Origin of the sequence: Gloeotrichia echinulata CP02, from assembly GCA_038087035.1 — a bacterium.
Taxonomy (GTDB): domain Bacteria; phylum Cyanobacteriota; class Cyanobacteriia; order Cyanobacteriales; family Nostocaceae; genus Gloeotrichia; species Gloeotrichia echinulata.
Genome location: CP051187.1, coordinates 4640696 through 4664029 on the forward strand (window position 1 = coordinate 4640696; position 23334 = coordinate 4664029).

General features: G+C 42.6%; 23 protein-coding genes. 11 read left to right on the plus strand and 12 right to left on the minus strand.

Translation table 11 applies throughout. From position 1 onward, the window contains the following. Positions 1 to 207 precede the first annotated feature (207 nt). Positions 208 to 987, plus strand: coding sequence for a hypothetical protein (locus tag HEQ19_20345; protein ID WYM03523.1), 780 nt, complete (start codon positions 208 to 210; stop codon positions 985 to 987). A 575-nt stretch (positions 988 to 1562) separates the two neighbouring features. Here the strand turns inward: HEQ19_20345 and HEQ19_20350 are convergent. Beyond that, on the minus strand, positions 1563 to 2900 hold the full coding sequence (locus tag HEQ19_20350; GenBank protein ID WYM01493.1) for a Mur ligase family protein: 1338 nt from the start codon (positions 2898 to 2900) through the stop codon (positions 1563 to 1565). 154 nt (positions 2901 to 3054) lie between these two features. On the opposite strand from HEQ19_20350, the gene HEQ19_20355 reads away from it, so the two are divergent. The 3 genes from HEQ19_20355 (at position 3055) to HEQ19_20365 (ending at position 5650) form a co-directional block, all read left to right on the plus strand. Next, positions 3055 to 3639, plus strand: a complete 585-nt coding sequence (locus HEQ19_20355; GenBank protein WYM01494.1) for a thylakoid membrane photosystem I accumulation factor — start codon at positions 3055 to 3057, stop codon at positions 3637 to 3639. A 180-nt stretch (positions 3640 to 3819) separates the two neighbouring features. After that, complete coding sequence (locus tag HEQ19_20360) at positions 3820 to 4428, plus strand: hypothetical protein (protein ID WYM01495.1); 609 nt, start codon at positions 3820 to 3822, stop codon at positions 4426 to 4428. An 871-nt stretch (positions 4429 to 5299) separates the two neighbouring features. Further along, positions 5300 to 5650, plus strand: coding sequence for a DUF6717 family protein (locus HEQ19_20365; GenBank protein ID WYM01496.1), 351 nt, complete (start codon positions 5300 to 5302; stop codon positions 5648 to 5650). A gap of 482 nt (positions 5651 to 6132) precedes the next feature. Here HEQ19_20365 and HEQ19_20370 read toward each other — a convergent pair whose 3' ends face one another. The 5 genes from HEQ19_20370 to HEQ19_20390 form a co-directional block, all read right to left on the minus strand. Beyond that, positions 6133 to 6513 (minus strand): DUF423 domain-containing protein, encoded by a 381-nt coding sequence (locus HEQ19_20370; protein ID WYM01497.1) that lies wholly within the window; start codon positions 6511 to 6513, stop codon positions 6133 to 6135. Between the two features lie 153 nt (positions 6514 to 6666). Beyond that, positions 6667 to 7158 (minus strand): hypothetical protein, encoded by a 492-nt coding sequence (locus tag HEQ19_20375; GenBank protein ID WYM01498.1) that lies wholly within the window; start codon positions 7156 to 7158, stop codon positions 6667 to 6669. Positions 7159 to 7324: 166 nt separating this feature from the next. Further along, on the minus strand, positions 7325 to 8011 hold the full coding sequence (gene bchM / locus HEQ19_20380; protein ID WYM01499.1) for a magnesium protoporphyrin IX methyltransferase: 687 nt from the start codon (positions 8009 to 8011) through the stop codon (positions 7325 to 7327). 125 nt (positions 8012 to 8136) lie between these two features. Next, positions 8137 to 10626: a cell division protein HetF gene (hetF, locus tag HEQ19_20385; GenBank protein WYM01500.1), complete on the minus strand. Its 2490-nt coding sequence runs from the start codon at positions 10624 to 10626 to the stop codon at positions 8137 to 8139. Positions 10627 to 11398: 772 nt separating this feature from the next. Next, positions 11399 to 11680, minus strand: a complete 282-nt coding sequence (locus HEQ19_20390; GenBank protein ID WYM01501.1) for a hypothetical protein — start codon at positions 11678 to 11680, stop codon at positions 11399 to 11401. A 314-nt stretch (positions 11681 to 11994) separates the two neighbouring features. Between HEQ19_20390 and HEQ19_20395 the strand changes: the two genes are divergently transcribed. Then, complete coding sequence (locus HEQ19_20395) at positions 11995 to 12201, plus strand: hypothetical protein (protein ID WYM01502.1); 207 nt, start codon at positions 11995 to 11997, stop codon at positions 12199 to 12201. A 1178-nt stretch (positions 12202 to 13379) separates the two neighbouring features. On the opposite strand, the gene HEQ19_20400 is transcribed toward HEQ19_20395, so the two are convergent. Continuing rightward, positions 13380 to 13613: a hypothetical protein gene (locus HEQ19_20400; protein ID WYM01503.1), complete on the minus strand. Its 234-nt coding sequence runs from the start codon at positions 13611 to 13613 to the stop codon at positions 13380 to 13382. A 162-nt stretch (positions 13614 to 13775) separates the two neighbouring features. Next, entirely contained in the window at positions 13776 to 15623 is a 1848-nt protein-coding gene (locus HEQ19_20405) for a S8 family peptidase (GenBank protein ID WYM01504.1), read from the minus strand. A gap of 108 nt (positions 15624 to 15731) precedes the next feature. Here HEQ19_20405 and HEQ19_20410 point away from each other — a divergent pair, with 108 nt between their 5' ends. Continuing rightward, on the plus strand, positions 15732 to 16148 hold the full coding sequence (locus tag HEQ19_20410) for a hypothetical protein (protein ID WYM01505.1): 417 nt from the start codon (positions 15732 to 15734) through the stop codon (positions 16146 to 16148). Positions 16149 to 16193: 45 nt separating this feature from the next. Here HEQ19_20410 and HEQ19_20415 read toward each other — a convergent pair whose 3' ends face one another. Both HEQ19_20415 and HEQ19_20420 read right to left on the minus strand, forming a co-directional pair. Next, on the minus strand, positions 16194 to 17624 hold the full coding sequence (locus tag HEQ19_20415) for an ATP-binding protein (GenBank protein WYM01506.1): 1431 nt from the start codon (positions 17622 to 17624) through the stop codon (positions 16194 to 16196). A 199-nt stretch (positions 17625 to 17823) separates the two neighbouring features. Next, positions 17824 to 18108: a hypothetical protein gene (locus tag HEQ19_20420; GenBank protein ID WYM01507.1), complete on the minus strand. Its 285-nt coding sequence runs from the start codon at positions 18106 to 18108 to the stop codon at positions 17824 to 17826. A gap of 286 nt (positions 18109 to 18394) precedes the next feature. On the opposite strand from HEQ19_20420, the gene HEQ19_20425 reads away from it, so the two are divergent. After that, positions 18395 to 19012 (plus strand): hypothetical protein, encoded by a 618-nt coding sequence (locus HEQ19_20425; GenBank protein WYM01508.1) that lies wholly within the window; start codon positions 18395 to 18397, stop codon positions 19010 to 19012. Positions 19013 to 19392: 380 nt separating this feature from the next. Continuing rightward, positions 19393 to 19731 (plus strand): P-II family nitrogen regulator, encoded by a 339-nt coding sequence (locus HEQ19_20430; protein WYM01509.1) that lies wholly within the window; start codon positions 19393 to 19395, stop codon positions 19729 to 19731. 84 nt (positions 19732 to 19815) lie between these two features. Here HEQ19_20430 and rdgB read toward each other — a convergent pair whose 3' ends face one another. Beyond that, a complete protein-coding gene (gene rdgB, locus HEQ19_20435; GenBank protein WYM01510.1) occupies positions 19816 to 20394 on the minus strand; it encodes an RdgB/HAM1 family non-canonical purine NTP pyrophosphatase in 579 nt (192 codons plus the stop codon). Here rdgB and HEQ19_20440 point away from each other — a divergent pair. Beyond that, on the plus strand, positions 20388 to 20555 hold the full coding sequence (locus HEQ19_20440; protein WYM01511.1) for a hypothetical protein: 168 nt from the start codon (positions 20388 to 20390) through the stop codon (positions 20553 to 20555). The genes rdgB and HEQ19_20440 overlap by 7 nt on opposite strands. Before the next feature lie 56 nt (positions 20556 to 20611). Here the strand turns inward: HEQ19_20440 and HEQ19_20445 are convergent, their stop codons facing one another. Then, positions 20612 to 22048 carry a phosphoglucomutase/phosphomannomutase family protein gene (locus HEQ19_20445; GenBank protein ID WYM01512.1) on the minus strand — a complete coding sequence of 479 codons (1437 nt, stop codon included), beginning with the start codon at positions 22046 to 22048 and terminating at the stop codon, positions 20612 to 20614. Here HEQ19_20445 and HEQ19_20450 point away from each other — a divergent pair. Both HEQ19_20450 and HEQ19_20455 read left to right on the plus strand, forming a co-directional pair. Beyond that, positions 22048 to 22299, plus strand: a complete 252-nt coding sequence (locus HEQ19_20450; protein WYM01513.1) for a hypothetical protein — start codon at positions 22048 to 22050, stop codon at positions 22297 to 22299. The genes HEQ19_20445 and HEQ19_20450 overlap by 1 nt on opposite strands. A 410-nt stretch (positions 22300 to 22709) precedes the next feature. Next, entirely contained in the window at positions 22710 to 23285 is a 576-nt protein-coding gene (locus tag HEQ19_20455; GenBank protein WYM01514.1) for a hypothetical protein, read from the plus strand. The last annotated feature ends 49 nt before the right edge of the window (positions 23286 to 23334 follow it).

Sequence of the window (23334 nt, forward strand, 5' to 3'; positions counted from 1 at the left end):
AAGATGCTGTAATTTGCACATCAATGTCATTAGTTACACGCTTTTTGTTACAATTTGAGGAAAAGTTACAGCAATTTTCATTTATTTAGACCACATTTGTCTTCATAGCGCAAGGCCTTGCGTCTCCAAACTGTCGTCTATTTACAGGAAGATGCTGTAAATTGCTGGAATCAAGCGATAGATTTTTCCTCTCTCAATGGAGATTATATGCCGACGATTGAAGCTCCCAATTTGACAGTGATTGCGTTTGAAAATGCAGTTCCTGTTTCTCAACTACCTGCTGTGTGGCAAGATATTGCCAAAGGCGTGGCGAATGTCGGAATTTCTGACCCACAGAGTTATGTTGAGATGGCACAGCTGTTTCAATATAAGTTAGAACAAGGGGATGTTGACTTATTTAACGAACGTCCAGAATTAGATGAGTTCAAAGCTTCATTTTCCCAACTATTCGGCAAGTTAGCCTGGGAAACCCTCGAATTTTTCGGACATGACTTTATTAAAAGCAGCTATCCCGATTTTGCCGCAGTGCTTCAAGATTTAGAATCAAAGGGAGCAGAGTATGCAAATGAAGCAAAAGTAGCTGGGATAGGAATGGAACTTTTCCAGGAATTTGGATATGAACTACCAGCGAGCTTTTATCATGTACATTTAGCACCGATTTACCGAGATCATGTATTTGAAGAACGCGCTTTACGGTTTGATAAACGTGATATTAAACATAAGCGTTCTTGGGATGCCATACTCCATGCAGGTAAGGTATTTGCTATGCAAATGAAAGTGCAAAGCATAGCCTCTAAATATGGTTTTACCTATCAACATGGTTGCGGTTGCAATTCTCACCTATCTTCTATTGATGCTTCTCGTGGAGTTTTTGAGTATGAATTCACTCCTGAAAAACGTCAACGGTGGTTGAGAAGTTTTATTTGGACTGCTTGGTATGAATACGCTTTCTTCCCCATTGTTCCGAACACCAGTTATTTAGTTTAAATTACTGGGGACACAGCATTACTGTGTCCCTATTACTGATTGAAAATAGGAATTTCTTGGGCTACCCCCCCTTCGCTAACACGCAGAGGCGCAAAGAACAAGAGTTTATACTAGTTTGAAAAAAGCATGGGACAGATAGGGTAGGGGCGCAAGGCCTTGCGCCCCTACAGATTGTCGATGTGTTGCAAAGATTTTTTGAATTGGTATTACAATTCTTATTGAAAAAAGCATGGGACAGATAGGGTAGGGGCGCAAGGCCTTGCGCCCCTACAGATTGTCGATGTGTTGCAAAGATTTTTTGAATTGGTATTACAATTCTTAACTCCTAACTCCTAACTCCTAACTCCTAACTCCTAACTCCTAACTCCTAACTCCTAACTCCTAACTCCTAACTCCTAACTCCTAACTCCTAACTCCTAACTCCTAACTCCTAACTCCTAACTCCTAACTCCTAACTCCTAACTCCTAACTCCTAACTCCTAACTCCTAACTCCTAACTCCTAACTCCTAACTCCTAACTCCTAACTCCTAACTCCTAACTCCTAACTCCTAACTCCTAACTCCTAACTCCTAAATTAAAGGATTTTCCGACCAGTTAAGACCTCTCGGACTTCTAGCATGGCTGAATAAGTAGGCAGAATATGTAAGGTTTCATTGTCTGGTGTATGCTCTAATGCAGTGGCGATCGCCTGCCGTAAATCTTCTTCTACAATTAAGTTTAATTTCGAGTCGGCGGCTTTTTCGCTATAACGCAGGCGTAGTGCCATATCATAGACGCGATCGCCGCTAACTACTAATGTTCCTCCCCGTTCGACTAATTTCTCTGTATCCACATCCCAAATCCAGGATACATCTGTGCCGTCGGGTGTGCGATCGTTCAACACCAGCAATGTGGTTTTGTCGGCGCTTTGAGTCACTACCCGAATGGTTTCATTCGTCCCCACGGGATTTTTTGATAATAAAATTCTCACCTTTTTACCGTCAATATTTAAATCTTCGGCGCGACCAAAAGCAGCTTGGAAGTTACTAACAGTATCCCTAATACTCGCCTCATCTACTCCCAACTCAATGGCTGCAGTAGCGGCTGCTAAAGTATTATATTTGTTGTACAAACCCACGAGAATTTGTGGCCATTCGCTGCTTTCCAGTGCTGGTTTACTTTTAGTAAAGCCGCAACTAGGACAGGTGAAATCTCCCAAATGGGACAAGTAAACACCTTGATAATCTAGGGAATGTCCGCATCTAGGACAATATATAGAATCCACAGCGTGAGGAATGGCTTCTAAATATTGTTCTGGTTCATTCAAGCCAAAGAATAACACCCGCTGGGGTAACTGCTGACCGAGATGAGATAAAGTTGGGTCATCAGCATTGGGAATCACTACGGTTTCCTTTGGTAGGGTCGAGATTACCTTGGTCCACCGTTTACTAATTGTGTCTACTTCCCCGTACCTATCAAGTTGGTCGCGGAACAAGTTTAAACAAAGGATGATGCGCGGTTGTAGTGGTGCTAATACCTTTGGTACAATATTCTCGTCCACTTCTAAAATGGCATAATCTGCAGCCAGCGTGCCCACCAAATTGGTGTTTTCTAGCAGCGCCGTCATCAAGCCATTTTCTAGATTGGCACCTGTAGAATTATGCGCGATGCGGTATCCTTGGCGTTCTAGCATCGTCTTTAACAGCAGTGAGGTAGTGGTTTTACCATTAGTCCCAGCAATGATAATTACCCCGTTTTTTACCTGCTGACTCAATAATTGCAGTAGTCTAGGTTCGATACGACGAGCAATCGAGCCTGGTAATACACTAGCAGCGCCAAGACCGAGCGATCGCACGATCAACGTTACATTTTTTGCCACTGACACCGCGAAACCCAGTCGCAGCCTATCTATCAATTGTATTTTGTTTCCCACATCCTTATCCTAATCTGCTGGCGGTTGTTAGCTGAACCGATAATGCTGGTACATGATAACTGATAATTGTTAACGGATAGCTGATCACAGTTATCCAGCGCTGTTGGCTGAATTCAGCACAAACTTAAAATAGTAGCTCTCAAGGTTTCTTTTGATGAAAAGCATAAAGTTTCTGTTTTTACAAAAAAAAGCTGACTGGCGACGGTTAGTATCAAAAGCATTGGTGCTGCTTGCTTGTCTGTTCATTATAAATATCCCAGCGGCATTAGCTGGTATTAAAGATGACAATTATGACGGCAACATGTTTGTGGTTTATGCTGGTAATGGTTCACTAGTTCCACCCAGACAGACACTGGCACAGTCTTTAGCGGAACATAGACCTATATTTTTGGCTTTCTATGTAGATGACAGCAGCGACTGTAAGGAATATGCCATTTCAATTTCACGGGTACAGGAATTCTATGGTCGCGCAGCCGAAATTATTGCCATCAATGTAGATACTATCCCAGACCAACAGACCTATCAACCCACAGAACCAGGATATTACTATTCTGGGGAGCTTCCCCAAGTTGTAGTGTTTAATCCCTCTGGTCAGGTAGTCTTGAATCAGAAGGGTCAAGTACCTTTTGAGGCCATAGACGATAAGTTTCGCGAAATATTCGATTTAGTACCACGAACCGAATCAACGACATTAAAGCGACGAGCCTTCAATGAGTTCAGCAGCGAACTGAGTAAGTGATTTTCGGGGTGGACCAATTTGGTCTACCCTAATTTTTAGTGCTATGTGATACCACAATTGAGTTATCGCCAGCGTTAAACTTTAATAAGTTGTCAGTTGTCATTAGTCAGTTGTTATTTCTCTTTTACTAATGACTAATGACCAATGACCCATGACCAATGACTAATAGAGTGTTTTCTCATGTCAAAGGTTTACACTACTAAAGAGCTAATTCAAGTTTTGACAGCCGAACGCCAAGCTTGTCTCAAGGGAGAACGCCTAAAGTTAGAGGTTACAGTCTCTGGAAATCCTCTAATAGACCAGTTTATCAGAACCGATGGACTACAAAGATTCACAGCCTATCAAGATTTTAAAGCTGCGATTCACGAATATCAGAGAGAGCATCAAATTTCAGGGATTATCTGGGAAGATATAACTCTCAAAGGTAAAACTTTGCAATATCCCAAAGTCGATACTGAGTTAATTGCCTTAACCAGCGACTTGGAGACATTAAAAGCTGCAAAACATTCTATCCTCGAATTTTGGTCTGAGGTAACAGTGGGGATGGACTTGTATTTGAGTTTTAATAACAGCAAACAATACCAACAAATTATAGCACCAGATGTAGAGAGAATTGCTCAAAGAACAGAATGGGCTAGTTTATGGAAATGGGAAAATTCTAACTTCCTAGAAATAATTTTGCAGTTGGGATGGGGTAAACCGGAAGAAGCCAACTATAAACGCGGAAGACCGCTTTCTGGTAGTGAGTATATTCATGCTGTCAATCCAGGAAATCTTCCCATTGGTTAACAGTTATAGCAGGGGACTGGGGACTGGGGACTGGGGTACAAGTCTGATTGTGTCTAGGTTTTATCATCAGTTAATGTCCTAAGCACTTTGGCGGTTGCTATAGCACTTCCTATTCAGTGATGGTACTCAATTGTATCACGCGATGTAGGGGCACGGCACTGCCGTGCCCCTACCGATGTACCTCACTAGGGCGAGAAACGCTATATAACTAATTCGTAATCGGCTACGCTAACCTAATTCGTAATAACCTGATAAAAGCCGCTCCCTCTTGCGGTAATTTTTGGGTTTAATTTCCCTGGGTGCAGGCTACTATCAATTACTAATTATTTTAACACGATGAAATATCTAATTTTCAAGTGGAACAGTTTATATCATGTTTGGATAAATACTTGTCATTTTATAAGCGATCAACCGAACATGATACAGCAGATTGCAGATAAATAGACCACGCTTTTGGGGCGCAAGGCCTTGCGCCCCTACAAGGATCTGTGGTTCAAAGAAATGAAAATTGCTGTATTAATACAGTTAAAAATATAACCACTATATTACAGAAAGTATCGGATAAACCTAGGCAAACTACCAGCAAAATAGGTATGTTGTGTACTGTAGTTGTCTTAAAAATTAGGCGATCGCAGTTAAAATTTTAAGACTGGGAAGTTGGTTCATCATCGTCCCTAGCATAGATGCGGAGATTTTTTGCTATTTACACTTTGCCTATATCCCTGATAAAAGTGCAAAACATGCTCCTGTCTAATATTTTAGATAAATTTACAGAAATTTAGAGAAATTTAGATAATTTTGGCGTAATTATGGGCTGTGGGGTTGAAGTATAAGAAAGAGATAAAAAAGGCGAATAATGACCAATTACTCAATGGCTAACTCTCTAATGGTGATCTTCCCATATCGGCTAAATCAAATTTGGGTATTTGACGATGAGCGAAGGGGACTAGTTCAAAAACCTTTTCTCCAGGGTATACCTGACATGATTGAGATTATGGTTCAAGACATAGCTAATGTTGATGAAGGTTTTAAACTTTTTTTTTCTCCAACTCCTTTTCCTGGATATCAGATAGAACTACTTTGGCTACGAGTAGAAAATAACAGTCATTGGTATTACTGGAGTAAAAGAAAATTAGAATGCTGGTTATGTCCAGCATTTTTAGCTTACTTCATTGAGCCACCAAATAAAATTTATTTCAAAGCTGAAAGCTTTTATTTGTAAAAGTGTCATTGGTCATTTGTCATTGGTCATTTGTCATTTGTCATTTGTCATTGGTCATTGGTAAGGATTTGGGGTATATTTAGGTTTCGTAATATAGTTATCTGTTACAGGACTATTATTTTATTTTTGAAATATACATAGCCCTACCTACTTAGATTTTTTCAAAATTCAAATATGATTCCTATATTAACTCCAAACTCCAAACTCCAAACTCCAAACTCCAAACTCCAAACTCCAAACTCCAAACTCCAAACTCCAAACTCCAAACTCCAAACTTCTAACTTCTAACTCATTACTCATTACTCCTAACTCCTAACTCATTACTCATTACTCATTACTCATTACTCATTACTCATTACTCATTACTCATTACTCCTAACTCCTAACTCCTAACTCCTAACTCCTAACTCATTACTCATTACTCATTACTCATTACTCCTAACTCATTACTCATTACTCATTACTCATTACTCCTAACTTGTTTAAAATTTCAAACTCCAACCTGCAACAGCCAACATACCCCAACCCGCAATAAAGGCTACTCCTCCTATTGGGGTAATTGCTCCCAAGACTTTAATTCCAGTTAAGCTCAGAGCGTATAAACTTCCTGAAAAAATAACGATACCAATGATAAACAGCCATCCACTAGCTATGAGGAGGGGCTGAGGAGATTCGGCGCGACTTAGCAGTAGTGCGATTAGTAAAAGTGCTAGAGCGTGGTACATTTGGTAACGAGCGCCGGTTTCAAAGATTTCGAGCGATCGCTCACTAACTTTTTCCCTTAAAGCATGAGAACCAAATGCACCAGCAGCAACAGACAAACCGCCTAAAAAGGCTGCTACACTCACAAAAATCTGCGTCATGAGACCTAACTGTAAATTCGTGTATAATTGAACGGGACAAAATTATCAATTCCTCAAAAATATTAACAATTCTTAATGCGTAACTCGTAATCGGCTACCCCCCGCTACGAATTACGAATTAGTAATTATTAACTCCCCGAAATTAGATTTCAATTAGATTTCAAAATGATAGGATACAGATCCTTCTTCACTCACCTTAAAATTAGCATTAAATTCTTTAGCTTTTTCATCTAAATATTGCCTAGCAGATGCGGCTGGTAGTTGGGACTTCATCGCAAAACCGACAACAGTCATTCTGCCTTTATTTTCTTGCAGCATTTGATAAAATAGAGATTGCAGATGTTCGTTCATCTGTTGATTAATCGCCCTTTTTTCCTCCTGACTTTCACGGTACAATCCTAAACTTAACCATCCGCCCAATATTAAGGTAGGAACACCAAAAATCAAACCTTGCCTAGTAGTAGTATCAAGGAAATAAATAGCGTCCTTATTGACAAACTCTTTCCCATATTCTTCATCTTCTTGGGCTATTGGGATTGGCTTTAACATGCTATTTTTCTCTAGCGCCGCTGAGACTGATAATGTTAAAAACATAAATCCGAGTGTGAGTAGCCAACCTGTAGCCAATTTTTCAGCAGTTTTCATAGTTCCACCTCACATTTGAACCTTGTTTTGAGATTCTAACCTGATTACTTTATATTCTACTTGTCTACTACATTCATAAAAATTAGCATCATTGACAGCATCGGCTAACTTGGGAGGGAGAGATTGTCACCCAATCCCCAACCCCCAATCCCCAACCCCCAATCCCTTAAGTGCGTGTAACTTCCAAGATGCGGGAAAAGTAGAAGCGAGTGCGAGTCATGGACTGACGTTGCACAGAAAAGCCGTTACTTTCGAGGATTTTGACCACATCAGCCTCACGGTGTAAATAGGCGCGAGTGGCTTTACTAGGTCCTGGAAAGAAACTGCCAATTTTTTTGAGTATACTCAGAGCGCAGGTCTTGGGGGCAAAACTGAGAATTAGCCGTGACTGTGCTAAAGAACACAGATGAGAAATCATCTCATCTGCTTTTTCTTGGGGGTAGTGGATGAGAACATCGAGACAAATGACGGTGTGGTAATTACCAGTTAATGATTCCAAATCCTGCACAGCGAATGTGGGATTTTCGGCGTTTCCCAAGGCTTGTAAGGCTCTATCCTTGGCTTCTGACACCATTTTTTCCGAAATATCGCTAGCATAGACTTTCGCGCCATCTGTCGCTAGAGGGATGCTGAGACTACCCACACCACAACCAGCATCACAGATTGATAACTCTGCCAAATTGTTATCAGCTTTCAGCCAGGCGATTACTGTATCCACGGTTTGCTGATGTCCGTTGCGGATGTCCAACTGGACTTTGTTGACTTCACCATCGCCGTATATCCGCTTCCATCGGTCAAACCCTGTGGAATTGAAATACTCACGAACAATCGTTTTATCGTCGGCTGCGTTCATAACGTTCAAGTTTCAAGGCTTCCCAATCCTTAAAATTATCATTTATAGGAACAGCTAGAACGCTTTTGTTCGCAGATTTTTCCTGCATTAGCTTTCCCCAGTCCCTAATCCCCAGTCCCCAATCCCTATCTTACCTTAGCCTTTTCCTGCTGGAGCGATCGCCAATCCGTAATTGCGTTTTCTGTCCACAGCCAATTATTACCCAATTTATCGATTTGAAAATTTATCGGATCATGTTGTAGCACCACTTGGCGCAATTTAATCGCTTCGTTAATATATTGAGACTGTTTAGCAATCGGTTGATTATATGCAGATTTATACAGTCCCAGAGCTAACCCCGCATAAGAAGTTAAAGCATCTTTGGGCACTCCTCCCTTAGTAGGGAGTGATTTAGTAGCAGCGACCGTATTCTGCTGTTTGAGGGCTAAATTCAACGCATTAAACCAAGAATCATTAGCTCGGTTCAGATTGTTTTCTGCGTAATAAGCAAAACCCAAAGCGTTGTTATACACAAACGAATCCGGTTGAGATCTCACAGCACTTTCCCAGTAGCGACGAGCATCATCAATGCTATATTTTTTATCACCAATCTGCACAGATTGCCAAGCTAATCGCCCCTTAAAAAAGTTGACAGCGGGACTATCAGCTTGTTTTGGGGGAATCAGATTCAGCGCAGCTTGAGCCGATGGAAGTACACCACGGTTAAGTAGTTCTTCTACAGCCAAAAGACCACCTTCTATGTCACCTTGGCTTAATTTTTCTGTAGCGGTAGCGGTGACAATTCCGGTGTTAGCCGTCTTTAAATCAATTGGAGTTGTGGGCTGTATTGGAGACGACGAAGGAATGGGCGGGATATCAGGTAAACTTGAAATCGGTCGATTTTGCCACCACCAACCAAAACCAATCAAAAGAGCGATCGCACTCCCTCCAATAAAGGCGATAATCGGCAAAAGCTGGCGTAAATTGAGTGGTTTCGATAGTACTGCTTGTGATGAATTGATGGGGGAATTTTCCCAATTTCCAGGAAAATTACCAGCAGGTTGAGTTGTCCCTGGGACTTCTTCCCACAAGCTTGCTTGCTGATCATAAGCAGCTATCTCGCCAGTAACTTGTTTTGTCTTTTGACTATTTTCTGTAACCTGTTGCACAAGTTCCGCTGTTAACAGCCCCTGCTCAGATGCTAACTGTTGAGCATCTAGCTGACGAAACAGATCCGAAACAAGAGCCGAATCTTCAGCATAGTTTGAGTCATCATACTCAATTTCATCAGAGATATCACCCCAAGTATCTTCACCTAGCCAGTCTAGCCCAGAAGAATCCCGTGACAAACCAGAGGGAATCATTTCCTCGATAGCTAAAGGTATCTCCGTCTCCTCAGCGACACCAGAGTAACTTACACTTGGAGTTGCCCTTACAGGAGAATTATAGCCCTGAAGTAGCTCCGCAGTCCCAGGAACTTCCGGGGTGAGAAAACCGTCAAATTCCGGTTGCAGATACAAAATCGGTAACGCCCAGTACATATGGTGAGAACCATAAGCAGAAATTAATCCCTGACGTACCCGACTCACGCATAAATCTACAGGATATCCCTGATTCAAGTTGCGGTAAAACAATTGTGTTAACGTCAGCGCCACTTCATCGGGAATGCGTTCCGACATTGCTAACACACTCCTGATTCCGCGCTTGACTAGGCTTTCTGTCAGGTTACGTTCCCCTGTTTCTCCCCCCGCATCGGAGCTAGCCCTGTAAGCCCCCAAGCAGGAGTTAAACACAGCCATTTGAATATTATTATTGACAAGTAAACCCGCCAAATCGTCACCACTTAGGGTCTCCGTTAAGCCAGTTCTGCTACTAACAAGATAAATTTCACCACCGTTCATCCCTAAATTACTATGACCGGAGTAGTGCAGAACATGATATCTTCCTTGTTCTAAGGCTTGCGTCAATTCTTCCCGCCCTGGTTGGTCTAGCAGGGTTAGTTCAATCTCTGGCAGAGAATTGCCATTTTCACCCGGTCGTGATATAGGACGTTGCAGTTCAGCTTGGAGATTGACAGCTTCCTGCGTGAGCAATTCGAGCCGGACTTGATCTGTAGGGGACGCAATCACCATCAATACTTTTACACCACCTTCACCTGGTGGTTTAGGGATTTTTGCCGATAGCAACCGAGATCCCGCCAAAACCCCACTTTGGTAGCGAGAAAAAGCAATATAGGGACCCGTCGCTAAGGGACGATCCCCAGCGTGCATTACTTCCCAAGGCAAACGAGCTAACCTTGTATCTTTTAGCCCCAAACGTAAGCGCAACACCTGCTGGTGATTCTGGGCAATACCTTGCGCGGTAATCCAACTATCTCTGAGAGTGCCTTGAAACAGAGCGTTATAAAATTGCTGACCCAAAGCCACCAAGTTGACAGAGTTTCTAGCAATCACATCACCCTGCAACACCGATTTTAAAGGGTCATTCATCAAATGCCCCGCCGCCGTCAACCAATCAGCTACAGGCCATCTCACCAGTTCTTCTGCCAATGGCACCCCAGGCGCGACTTGTTCCGTCCGTACCAAGTAGTCATCTTGCCCTACTGGGGTTACGGAAATGTGAAATTCCTGGGTCACAACTTTTCCTGTTCGCCTCCTAAATCAGGTTTGAAACGCGAAAGTTTCAAGTCGATTTTTCGCTCCTTCTGATACCTTAGATGCATCCTGTCACTCAATGTTTCTGATTGAAGTTTTTTTTGCTTTTTTCGCTTTTACAACTTTATCCGGATCGGTTCGCATCCGCCTAGAACAGTTTATTGGTAGATGCACCTTGATCTTCGACTCCCCTGGTAGGCTTATACCTACTGGGGGATTTTTTTATGTAGACAAACAACAACAACCCCCCATGCAGGGATTTTTGTCTTTTGATTTGTTGGTAGTTACGCTCTAGCGCTGCGACAATCAACAGTGCTAAAGCGCAGCTACAAACCCACAAAGTTCTTGTGGTCATTTACTACAAAATGGGCTAAATACAACTTGATCATCTACTCCCCAGGCTGCCATCCACTAAGATTTTTTTGCACATAACGACAAATATACCTTTTGCTCAATTTATCCGGAGCATGGTAATCAACCCTAGAACCTTTAATTGGTAGATGCACCCTGATAATTAACTCCCCTGGTAGGCTTAGACCTATTGGGGGATTTTTTTGGGAGGAAAAACCGCTAATTAGTTTGTAACAAATTTATCCGGATAATGGCACTGTGTTTGAGAAGAATTAATTGGTAGATGCACCCTGATAACTAACTCCCCTGGTAGGCTTAGACCTGCTAGGGAATTTTTTTGTGGAAAATAGCCCCCAGGTTGGTGACAAATTTATCCGGAGCATGGTAATCAACCCCAGAACAATTAATTGGTAGATGCACCCTGATAACTAACTCCCCTGGTAGGCTTAGACCTGCTGGGGAATTTTTTTATGGAAGAAATCGTCAGATTCATTGTGACAAATTTATCCGGAGCATGATAATCAACCCCAGAACAATTAATTGGTAGATGCACCCTGATAATTAACTCCCCTGGTAGGCTTAGACCTATTGGGGGATTTTTTTTGTGGAAAATAGCCACCTGCTTGGTGACGAATTTATCCGGAGCATGATAATCAACCCCAGAACAATTAATTGGTAGATGCACCCTGATAATTAACTCCCCTGGTAGGCTTAGACCTATTGGGGGATTTTTTTATGGAAGAAATCGTCAGATTCATTGTGACAAATTTATCCGGAGCATGGTAATCAACCCTAGAACAATTAATTGGTAGATGCACCCTGATAATTAACTCCCCTGGTAGGCTTAGACCTATTGGGGGATTTTTTTTGTGGAAAATAGCCCCCAGGTTGGTGACAAATTTATCCGGAGCATGGTAATCAACCCCAGAACAATTAATTGGTAGATGCACCCTGATAATTAACTCCCTGGTAGGCTTAGACCTGCTAGGGAATTTTTTTATGGAAGAAATCGTCAGATTCATTGTGACGAATTTATCCGGAGCATCGTGGTTAGCCCTAGAACCTTTAATTGGTAGATGCACCCTGATAATTAACTCCCTGGTAGGCTTAGACCTGCTAGGGAATTTTTTTGTGGAAAATAGCCCCCAGGTTGGTGACAAATTTATCCGGAGCATGGTAATCAACCCCAGAACAATTAATTGGTAGATGCACCCTGATAATTAACTCCCTGGTAGGCTTAGACCTGCTAGGGAATTTTTTTAAGTGGAAAATAGCCACCTGCTTGGTGACGAATTTATCCGGAGGATGGTAATCGACCCCAGAACAATTAATTGGTAGATGCACCCTGATAATTAACTCCCTGGTAGGCTTAGACCTGCTAGGGAATTTTTTTAAGTAGAAAAACTTCCAGATCTCTATAACCTGATAATTAACTCCCCTACTAGGCTACCTATTGGGGGATTTTTGATTTTTAATGCTAAACAACAACCAACCTTGGTCGAAATTTATCCGGAAGCTAGCGCTGCTCTAAAGAACAATTAACTGGTAGATGCACCCTGATAACTAACTCCCCTAGTAGGTTTAGACCTATTGGGGGATTTTTTGAGGAGAACTTTTATTTGATTGGGGCAATATCCTAGCACTAGGAGCGTGCTGTTACTGCTATCCACACTACAGACAAATTCATCATCCGACCTTTGGTTGAGGTTGTATAGCATAGCTGCTTTACAGAAGCTACTTTATCAAAAATCTGGGTCTAAAACCCCGTCGTTCTACGACGGCTTTTGGTATAATAGGCTTTGTGTCAGGGTAATCAACCACATAAAAAACCCATTTGCTACCTAATAAGTAGACGCTGCACCTTGACTACTTTATCTTGCTGGTTCTACTTCGTAGTTCTAGTATCGCCTGGAAGTAGGTAAAAGATTTACAGGTACTAGACTAACAGCATTAAACTGCAAACAAATTTTGCACTATGTGCAACTATGGTCGGGCAGACCAAAAGTTAACGCTAGGGGAGAGAACCACCTCTGGCTTAGATACCGCAAGGGGTCTAGGCTAAGTGGACTCGTTGAACCAAGAATCCTTAGCCTAAAGGGTAAGGAGTGTCAACCACCAACTATAACTATCCACCCTTCTATTTTATCATTGTTTTTGATAACTCTATATGCCAGTCCCTGACTGTCATATTTTTTTTTCGCTGAGGTTGTCATCGCGCAACGTGTCGCAGACAAGAGCGGAGCGCTGGATAGCTCCGCTCTGGCGTCAAAACTCAACAGTCCAAAAACCCTGACTTTTGACTCTTGACCCTTAACTGTTGACCTCCAAGACAGTATGTCCTGGTATTTTCAAAACTCGTCTACAAGAAGTTCTCAATTCTACACCTAGTCAGATCTGAACACCTCAAAGGATTCTACTTCCAGCACAGGGCCAATCATCGCCAGAGTCAAGATGTCTTCACGTACTTGCCCTGTGATTTTGGCTTTTTGCCCTGCTGTAAGTAACTTTTTGTCAACATTTTTCAAAATTTCGTAGGTAATGCCCTCGTCTGTGACTAGCGCCCACGCGCCAGTACCAATCTCACGACGTTGGATAGTTCCTGTAACTGTGATGCTCATATTTTGCTCATGGGAAAATTAATTATGCTCTGATCGAAAGTCTTGGTAGGGGCGCAAGGCATTACGCCCTTACCTCGTTTCCCCAGATGTCTATTCTACCCATGCCCCATGCCCCATACTTCGGCTTCGCTCAGTACAAGTGCCCTATGCCCCATGCCTAATTTATGCTGTTTGCTGTTCGTTTTTCAATGCTAAACGAACTAGTCCATAACAGAGTAGGGCATTGGCAATGAGGAAGATCCGCGCCAAGTTACCGCTTCCTAATCCCCAAACGGCTGGGTCGTAAATCCCAGTGACTGTTAAGCTGGCGGCTATGCCTAGGGTTGAACCAATTGCAAACCATTTCCAGTTAGGATGTCCTAGTAGCAATCCCATTAAAATAATGGGAATCAGTACACTGGCAAATAGGGGATTTAAAGCATGGGTTCCTTGAAGGCTGTTGCCAAGTTCGGGTATTGAACTGCCTAAAAGCCGGAGAGGCCACTGGGGAAGGTCAAAGATATAAATTCCCTTGAGGAAGAATAACCCAGAACTGCCGGCGATTAAGCCACTGGATAAAGACCAACTCCAAGTGAAGGGGAAGTAAACCCGTAAAAACCAAGCTAATAGATAGGAACCAACTACCATTAAAATTTTGGGTATTAGGGCTATAGCACCGCCATCAATCCAAAAGCCGGGGTTGAGATAGCCGTTATCCCGTAGCCAGCGGAAGAAATCTGTAAAACTGATTTGTCCCTGGGTGGCTAGTTTGACTGCGGCTTCGGCGTTGAGTTTTCCTGCACCGTAATAATTTAAACCATCATCCTGGATAACTCGTGCTGATTGTTTGAGGACTTTTAACACTTCCTCTGGATCTTTAATTCCCTTAGCTTTGATTAAGGCTGCAACCCCTGCGACATGGGGCGAAGCCATACTTGTACCCTGTAAGCCAAGAAAGACGCCTTCGCCCTGTTCGTTGATCGTTTCTTGCAGAATCGTACCAGCATCACTACCACCAGGGGCTGAGATATCCACCCCAGCACCAAAGTTAGAGTATGGGGCTTTTTCTCCATCAGCACCGAATGCTGAAACGCCGATCACATGGGGATAGCGGGCTGGATAGCTAGATCCATTTTCATTTTCATTGCCAGCGGCGGCAATAATGACTACACCTTTTTTGTGGGCATAATCAATTGCTTGCTTCAACAATTGACTTTCTCCGCCACCACCCAAGCTCATGTTAATTACATCTGCGCCTTTATCGGCGGCAAATTTTATCGCTTCGGCAATATCGGCCACTGTACCAGCGCCAAAGGCATTCAGTACCTTCAACGGCATCAGATTGGCTTCGTAGGCGATTCCAGCCACGCCATATTTGTTATTAGTGGCTTGGGCAATAGTACCGGCAACATGGGTACCGTGTCCGTTATCATCCTTGGCGTCTTCGCGGTCGTTAACAAAATCGTAGCCTTTGACGAATTTCGTCTCATACAAGTCGCGGACACGAGTAATACCGGAGTCAATTACCGCAACTGTCACGCCGCTACCCTTGGTTTGAGTCCATGCACCTTCAACACCGATGTTGTGCAAGTTCCACTGCTTGCTGTAATATTCGTCATTAGGACCAATTAAGGAGGTACTTGGCTCGTCATCATCTTGGGGGCGTAAAAAGTCTGCCAACCAAGAAGGTGTACCTACGGGAACTGTCTTGTAGATATAATTTGGTTCGATAAATTCCGTCGCTGACTGAAAAGGAGACTTTTGTAGCTCTTTGAGTCGTTGGCGATCGCCTTTGATAATATAGACATTATCCAGCGCCGAAAATTTATTATCTAGTTCGGGTGTAACCTTGTATTGTTGGGCGATCGCTTGCAAATCCTGTTGTATGACCTGTGCGGGAATATTTTCGCGGAAATCTAGCAAAATCGTCTCAAAATCACCTTTAGCTGCCAGTCCCTGAAAATTCAGGTAAGCCACCGCAGCTGCTCCTAACCCAATGATAAACAAGCAAAATAATATAAGTTTTTTCATAGCAAGTCATCACCGCTTTTTGCCAGTTTGCTCACTACGATAACTTATCTACGTCGCTGTTGGTGTATTTTGCATTGTAGTTACTCAGGACTGAGGCATTTTTAGACAATGGAACGTGGTCTTTTATGGTTACCCCTGTTAGCAATTTTTTTCTGGTTGGCTTGGCAAGGGTCACAGGAATATCAAAAAGTAGAGGCTTATCGTACTTGGGCAGAGCAATTTGAACGAGCTAAGTACGATATTTATGCTGTCTTAGGTCAAAAAGACAACAATATCACCTGGGGAAAACCGACACCAAAAGGTCCGATTAAATTAGAAACTTTTTCTCTGGCGAATGTCAAAGAAATCCGCCTTTTGATAGATGATAAACAAATAGAAATAGAAAATCCACCAAATAAAGGTCGTACTATTGAGTTAGAATTTTTATTTCCCGAACCGACTAATTCGGTACGCATTCCATTTACAGAAATCCCGTTAGCAGCAGAATGGGGTAAGTATTTGCAGAGAGTTATGACTGAGGAGTGAGGAGCAATTTCAAGCGTTAAGTAGCTTTCATGAACTCCTAACTCCTTACCCTTCGGATTGTTCAAATGGAATTTGAATCACAAATTCTGCTCCCTGTCCAGGAGATGAAATACACTCTAATGAACCTCGGTGTCGCTCCGTGATAATTTTGTGGCTAATAGATAAACCTAAACCAGTACCTTTGCCTATAGGCTTGGTTGTATAGAAGGGTTCAAATAATCGTTCTCGTACTGCTGCTGACATTCCAGGCCCATTATCGGCGATGCGGATAATGATTTGTTGGGCATTTGGCCTTTCTGTAGAGATGCGAATCTCAGGATTTTTGCTAGTTTCGTTATTCAATAATGACTCTTCTAAGGCATCTATGGCATTTGCTAAGATGTTCATAAAGACTTGATTGAGCGGTCCGACGTAGCACTCGACTAAAGGCAAATCGCCGTATTCTTTAATCAATGTAATTTTTTCACGATTGCCTTTTGCTTTGAGGCGGTATTCCAAGATAATGAGGGTGCTGTCGATAGCGTCATGGATATCGATTGCTTTTAATTCAGATTCATCGACGCGGGAAAAAGTGCGTAGAGAAGCAACGATTTTGCGGATGCGTTCTGCACCAACTTTCATGGAACAAATGAGGCTTGGTAAGTCTTCGAGCAAAAATTCGAGGTCTATAGCTTCGGCTTCATCTTCAATTTCGGGGACAGGATCTGGGTAATGTATCCGATAAAGGTTAAGTATATTTAATAAATCATGGGTATAGTTGTTGGCGTGGCCGAGATTGCCATAGATGAAGTTAACTGGGTTATTGATTTCGTGGGCAACTCCAGCTACTAATTCACCCAGAGAGGACATTTTTTCACTTTGGATGAGTTGGGATTGAATCTGCTGGAGTTGGTTGAGGGTTTGCTCTAATTCGAGTGCTTGCTGCTGTTTGTGGTGGACTTCACTGTTGCTTTGAGTAAGTTCTGTTTGTTGAACAAAAGTTATATCTTCAATTATTGACAGCAGTCCAATGATTGTACCATTTAAATCAGTCACAGGGGTGTTGTACCACTTGCAGGTAATAATTTTGCCGTCTTTTGTCAAATTATCACTGGTACTGAAAATCACATTTTTTTGCTTGAGTAATGCTGTGAATGACTGGTTTAGTGTTGTTCTAGCACTTTCTGGTAGTAACAGCCCTACCGCATGGCGACCTAGTGCTTCACTCTGACTGTAGCCAAAGATATTTTCAGCAGCCAGATTCCACTCAGTCACCTCAAAGGACAGATTCCAGGTAATCACCCCTAGGGGATGACGCTGCATCAAAAAGGATAACTTATGCTGTAATTCCTTGATAGTTTCGCCTGTGTGCTGGGAATTCATCCACAGTCTATATTGCTGTTTGATTGAACGACTTGCAAACAAAAATGCCCTTTCTAGTTGCTCAATGCGTTGGCGTAGGGTTGTTAACTCTTCGTGTAGGGCTTCAGTGGACATACTGGGTTCTGATCTATTTTATATATTTTTAGATAGTTAGCTACAGCGTGCTTATACTTTCCGTACAGATCTGATTTTCTTAAACCGTCTCTGTAGTTAAAATGCCCAGAAAAGTTAATACTTTAACGATAGATTGCGAAACTTATTGATTTTTCACGAGAATCAAGGGACAGGGGGACAGGGGGACAAAAGTCAAGCGTCAAGCGTCAAAACCCTGTGGGATACTTTTTCCCATTGTTACAAAAACCCAATGAATCCCCAATCCGCAATCCCCAATCCCCAATCCCCTATGATGCAGTTTTTGGATTGAACGCACCCGAACAATAAAGGCAATATAGTTGGGGAAACTTTGCGCTAAAAATAGCGTTACCAGAAAAACTGGCGTTCTCAGTGTGTCGTTGGAACTTTTGCCTACGTTGGCGAAGCCTGCGCTCCGCGCATACACTCTAGTAAAAATGTTAGTAATATTAGGAACAAAACTCATAATTACTAATATAAAAATGGTCGTGTCTCCAGGTTTTGCCTTTTACCGTACCAACTGTATTGTACCACGTACCCTGGGTTTCGCTAACCCTACCTAAACTTCATTATAGGTAGGGACTGCGCTCAACATTTTTGTTCAACATATATACTGAATTGAAAATGTAAATAACAAATCTTTGCTCTAGCGGCATTTTTCTATTATTCTTGGGCATAGCTTCAGGATTTACTATTTCTGACATTATCTCTGGCTGATATAAATTACCTAGATTTTTGATACCAAGTAACCAATGCGAACAACCACAGGTTATGTTCACACCAAGCCAACAGCACCAACGACTCCAGTCTACCCCCCGTCTGTACCATTGTCTGTATACCGGGAATTGGCAACGGAGTTACAGACAGTTCAGGCTAAGTTAGATACAGTCACCGCTAAAAATCAGCAACTAGCCCAAGAAAATCAATTACTGCGCCAAGAAATTACTAAAGTCGTTCAGTCTTTGTTACACCTGCAAAAGTTGGTTGATCCCCAAGTTACAAGTGCTACGCCTGGCGATCGCCAAGTTCCCCATTCGGCTACAGATATTAAACATCCCACCCAGCCTCCAATCCCTCAAGCACGTCCCCGTCAGCAGGTTTCACGTCCGCGTCCAGTAGGGACAAAAGAAGCGCAGACCAGTAAAAGCCCTCGTTCTGAGTTTTCTGTCTCTGTAAAGGAAATAATCTCACCAATGCCAGAACCTGTCTTCGTCGAAGAGCAGCAAGTTAGATCTTATCCCTCTACTGAACCAAAAACAAAGGAAATTAGTATCTGGTGGTTATTAATCACCACATTGTTAATTATGCTTACCGCTTTTAGTGCTGGGTATTTGATTGTGCGTCCCATGTTTGAACATCAGAATCGTTAATTGGGGTCATTTGGGTTTGTAGTTGCGCTTTAGCGCCCTTAATTGTCGCAGCGCTTAAGCGCAACTACGAACAAATCAATTCAGCCCTGGATTATTGGTAGTGAATCTACTAACTAAGGGAATTCATGTATTTTTGAGTCGCATAAGTTACAAACATCAATGCTAGGATGAGGGTAAATAGATGATGTCATAATCTGAAAAAATCTCTGATTAGTAAGATTTACCGCTATTACTGTCAGAAATATAGAGAGAGGGTATCTACACTTAAAAGAGTGGTTCTTATTACATAGGTTTTTGAGTTAGTGCTACTAGTTACAGCATCAGGCAGTGAATCTGGTTAGATAGATAATCGAAGCTAGTAGAAGTAAGGAGAACGAAAGATGAAAAAAGTAGAAGCTATTATCCGCCCGTTTAAGCTAGATGAGGTAAAAATCGCCTTGGTGAATGCTGGTATTGTTGGTATGACTGTTTCTGAAGTTCGCGGGTTTGGAAGGCAGAAAGGTCAAACTGAACGTTATCGTGGTTCTGAATATACCGTTGAGTTTCTGCAAAAACTCAAGGTAGAAATCGTTGTTGAGGACGACCAGGTTGATATGGTAGTAGAGAAAATTATCTCTGCAGCCCGAACTGGTGAAATCGGTGATGGCAAAATTTTCATATCACCTGTTGAACAAGTGATTCGGATTCGTACTGGGGAAAAGAACACAGAAGCGGTTTGAGAAAGTTAGGAGTTGGGAGTTAGGAGTTAGGAGTTAGGAGTTATGGATGAAAGTTTCTTACTCCAAACTCCTTGCGCTTGACTCCTAACGTTGAATTTTGTCCAACTGGGGAAGTAAAGCTGTAAAAGCCTCTCCGCGATGGCTAATTGACTTCTTTAATTCTGGTGTCATCTCAGCAAAGGTCAATTGTTGATCGGGAACGTAAAAAATTGGATCGTAGCCGAAACCAGATTGTCCACGGGGTGTATGGAGAATTTCGCCACGACAAACGCCTTGAGATTGTAGGGCGATCGCACCATCAGGACGAGCGATCGCTACTACACAAATAAATTGGGCTTGGCGATTGACTTCGTTACCCAATTCTGTTAATACTCTAGCAATGCGTTCCGAGTCGGTTTTGCCATAACGAGCAGAATACACCCCTGGTGCGTTATTTAAGGCTGTTACTTCCAAGCCGGAATCATCAGCAATTGCCCAGTTTCCCGTGGCTTTAGCGACCTCTGAGGCTTTGAGACAAGCATTGGCCTCAAAGGTGTCCCCTGTCTCTTCAATTTCCAATTCTTCAGGTTTGAGGGTTAATTCCCAACCAGAACCAGCAAGGTAAGCTTGCATTTCCCGCAACTTACCTGGGTTTCCTGTGGCTACTACAAGTAATTTTGTCATTTGTCATTTGTCATTTGTCATTTGTCATTTGTCATTTGTCATTTGTTATTTGTCATTTGTTATTTGTCAAAAGTCATTTGTCATTTGTTATTTGTTATTTGTTATTTGTCAAAAGTCATTTGTCAGTTGTCAAAAGTCATTTGTCAGTTGTCAAGAGCTAAAATCTTGACTCTTGACTCTTGACTCTTGACTCTTGACTCTTGACTCTTGACTAATTCTACTCTGCCCAGTGTTTCGCCCACGCCAGAGTTTGATGGACTTGTTCGAGTGTGGGTGCTTCGCAGTAGAGGCGTAATACTGGTTCTGTGCCGCTAAATCGAATCATTAACCAGCTGTTGTCGGCTAGACGGAATTTGTACCCGTCTATTGTCTGACAATCGATGACTGCAAGTCCAGCAATTTCGGTTAAGGGTTGGGTTTGCAGTTGTTGTAAAAGCCGCGATCGCACTTCCATGCTTGCGAGGGGCAAATCTATGCGATCGTATGCTGAGGTGAAACCTGTTTGTGTTTGCAGGTGGCGATAATATTCACCTAAATCCTGCTCTGATTCGACAATCGCCTCTAGGACGTACAATGCTGATAGCAGTGCGTCTCGTTCGGGTATATGACTGCCATAGCCAATTCCTCCTGACTCTTCGCCGCCGAGTAATACTTCTGCGGCTAACATTCTATCTGCTATGTATTTGTAACCTACGGCTGTTTCAAATACTGATAGGTTATGTAATGCTGCTACAAGGGGCATTAAGTCGGAACCGCTGACAGTTTTGACGATTTCACCTTTAAAGCTGCGTCGTCTGGTTAAGTGGTCGATTAATATTGGGATCAATACTTGGGAACTCAAGAAGTTGGCTTCTCCATCCACGGCGGCGATGCGATCGCAGTCTCCGTCAAATACTAACCCTACGGCTAAACCTGTGGGATTGTTTTCTCGGTGGTTTCGGATTACCTCAAATAGTTGAGAAAGGTATTTAGGTAAGGGTTCTGGCGCACCACCACCAAATAAGGGGTCGCGGTTGCTGTTGATTTCTTGGACGCGATCGCCTAATAGTTGGGCTAATCCACCAGCCGCCGCGCCATGCATGACATCGGCAAATACTGTCAGTTTACCTGAGGCAATTGCTTCTCTAATTTTCGCAATATCTACTTTCCCTTCGAGTGCTTGATTGTAACTCGGCCAGGGATTAAATCGCTCTATCTTGCCGGGGTTTGTTACAGGTGACACGCCAACAGACAACAATCCTTCTATCTCTTGGGTAACTTCTGGCGGTACGGAACCACCAAAAGCACCCTTGACTTTTAACCCTAAATATGTTCCTGGATTATGACTAGCTGTAATTACTAATGCTCCTAAAGCATTAAGTTGTTTTGCAGCCCAGCTAAAAGCTGGTGTGGGAGCATAGGTTTCACTGAGGATGACATCAAAGCCGACAGCTATGACAGAATCGGCGACAACGCGAGCAAACTCTTCAGCCATAAATCGGCGATCGTAACCTACTATGATCGTCCGGCTACCCGTCGTAGAAAAATATGTATTGTATAATACTTTTGCGGCAACTGGTGCGACTAAGGCTAGGCGTTCAAAGGTGAACTCATCACCAATAACGCCCCGCCAGCCGTCTGTACCAAACTTGATCGAGTTAGCTACAACTGGCATTGGGGTATCCTAACTTTGTACCTGAGGATTCTACCATTTTTATCTTATCCAAGGTAAAAAAAACATATAGTAAAAGTCAGGAAAATTGCTACTTAGTTGGCTTGACAATAAGGACTGGGGATTGGGGACTGGGGACTGGGGATTGGGGATTGGGGATTGGGGACTGGGGATTGGGGATTGGGGATTGGGGATTGGGGATTCTTTCAAATGTGCAATCTCACACTCACTTGAAAATAAGACCCCATCCCTAGTCCCGCGATTTCAAAGTCTTATACAATACCACTAAAACGCTGACACATGTAGGAGCGAGTGGGGGCACGGCAATGCCGTGCCCCGGAAGCTGGTATCATATCGTGTGGATTTAGGGGTATCTAAAAATTTATCCGGCTAAACAAATAGTTTGAAAACACGCCCTAGTCCTTCCACCACGAGATGGAGGGGAATAAGAAGTTTTTCATGTGTCCTGGTGTAAGTTGGGAATGACGGCTACTTAATCTTGCTCTTTGTGTCTTGGTGGTTTAAATTTTGAACCTGTAACTGAACTGTATTGGCAAATAAAATAACAAATTTATCGATATTGAGTATCAATTTGTCCTAGAAAATCAGCCGGAAATATTGTAAAAGAACGAAGTAAGTTCCCTAAAGAACGGTCAGGGGTTTTATGAGTAAGCGTGACAATCCGGCAGTATTAGTTTTAACTCTGATAGCGACTTTTGGTGTGAGTGTGGCTGGTATTTGGTGGGCACACCAATTTGGGTTGGGATTAAATTCTGGTGTAGAAAATGATTCGGAATTTGAAACGGTATATACATCGACACCAGAACCTGTGAGTAAATTGCCAAACAAGAATACATTACCTCCCACTCCGATTACCAAACAACTGAAAACCGCAAATGATATTGGTAAATACCAGGTGAAAGGGCTGGTAAAATTTCCAAATGACTCTACTCAAATCCCTGATGAAGGTGTACAAATGCTGAATAAATTGGCTGAAAAAATTGCTGAATTTGATCCGCAAACTGTCGCTATTCGGGTGATTTCAAATTTTGGTGATTCTGAATCATATCAGAGTCTTGGACAAGAACGGGGAGAGGAAGTAGCTGGCTATCTGCGCGATCGCGGCTTGAAACACAAAATTGTGATTTCCCGCAAACGTGCTAAACCAACGCCTGATAACTTTTCACCGCCAGACCAACCCAATCCACCTGTAGAAATTCAGTTGTATGGCATTCAATAGCTTACAGCAATTTTCACTCATTTGAACCACAGATCTTCGTAGGGGCGCA

Coding starts and splice junctions, on each gene's coding strand:
- HEQ19_20425 (WYM01508.1), top strand. CDS start 18,395: ATGCGAACAACCACAGGTTATGTTCACACCAAGCCAACAGCACCAACG.
- HEQ19_20420 (WYM01507.1), bottom strand. CDS start 18,108: ATGAGTTTTGTTCCTAATATTACTAACATTTTTACTAGAGTGTATGCG.
- HEQ19_20365 (WYM01496.1), top strand. CDS start 5,300: ATGGCTAACTCTCTAATGGTGATCTTCCCATATCGGCTAAATCAAATT.
- HEQ19_20410 (WYM01505.1), top strand. CDS start 15,732: ATGGAACGTGGTCTTTTATGGTTACCCCTGTTAGCAATTTTTTTCTGG.
- HEQ19_20405 (WYM01504.1), bottom strand. CDS start 15,623: ATGAAAAAACTTATATTATTTTGCTTGTTTATCATTGGGTTAGGAGCA.
- HEQ19_20355 (WYM01494.1), top strand. CDS start 3,055: ATGAAAAGCATAAAGTTTCTGTTTTTACAAAAAAAAGCTGACTGGCGA.
- HEQ19_20345 (WYM03523.1), top strand. CDS start 208: ATGCCGACGATTGAAGCTCCCAATTTGACAGTGATTGCGTTTGAAAAT.
- HEQ19_20375 (WYM01498.1), bottom strand. CDS start 7,158: ATGAAAACTGCTGAAAAATTGGCTACAGGTTGGCTACTCACACTCGGA.
- HEQ19_20445 (WYM01512.1), bottom strand. CDS start 22,048: ATGCCAGTTGTAGCTAACTCGATCAAGTTTGGTACAGACGGCTGGCGG.
- HEQ19_20395 (WYM01502.1), top strand. CDS start 11,995: ATGGAAGAAATCGTCAGATTCATTGTGACGAATTTATCCGGAGCATCG.
- HEQ19_20360 (WYM01495.1), top strand. CDS start 3,820: ATGTCAAAGGTTTACACTACTAAAGAGCTAATTCAAGTTTTGACAGCC.
- HEQ19_20400 (WYM01503.1), bottom strand. CDS start 13,613: ATGAGCATCACAGTTACAGGAACTATCCAACGTCGTGAGATTGGTACT.
- HEQ19_20370 (WYM01497.1), bottom strand. CDS start 6,513: ATGACGCAGATTTTTGTGAGTGTAGCAGCCTTTTTAGGCGGTTTGTCT.
- rdgB (WYM01510.1), bottom strand. CDS start 20,394: ATGACAAAATTACTTGTAGTAGCCACAGGAAACCCAGGTAAGTTGCGG.
- bchM (WYM01499.1), bottom strand. CDS start 8,011: ATGAACGCAGCCGACGATAAAACGATTGTTCGTGAGTATTTCAATTCC.
- HEQ19_20455 (WYM01514.1), top strand. CDS start 22,710: ATGAGTAAGCGTGACAATCCGGCAGTATTAGTTTTAACTCTGATAGCG.
- HEQ19_20430 (WYM01509.1), top strand. CDS start 19,393: ATGAAAAAAGTAGAAGCTATTATCCGCCCGTTTAAGCTAGATGAGGTA.
- HEQ19_20415 (WYM01506.1), bottom strand. CDS start 17,624: ATGTCCACTGAAGCCCTACACGAAGAGTTAACAACCCTACGCCAACGC.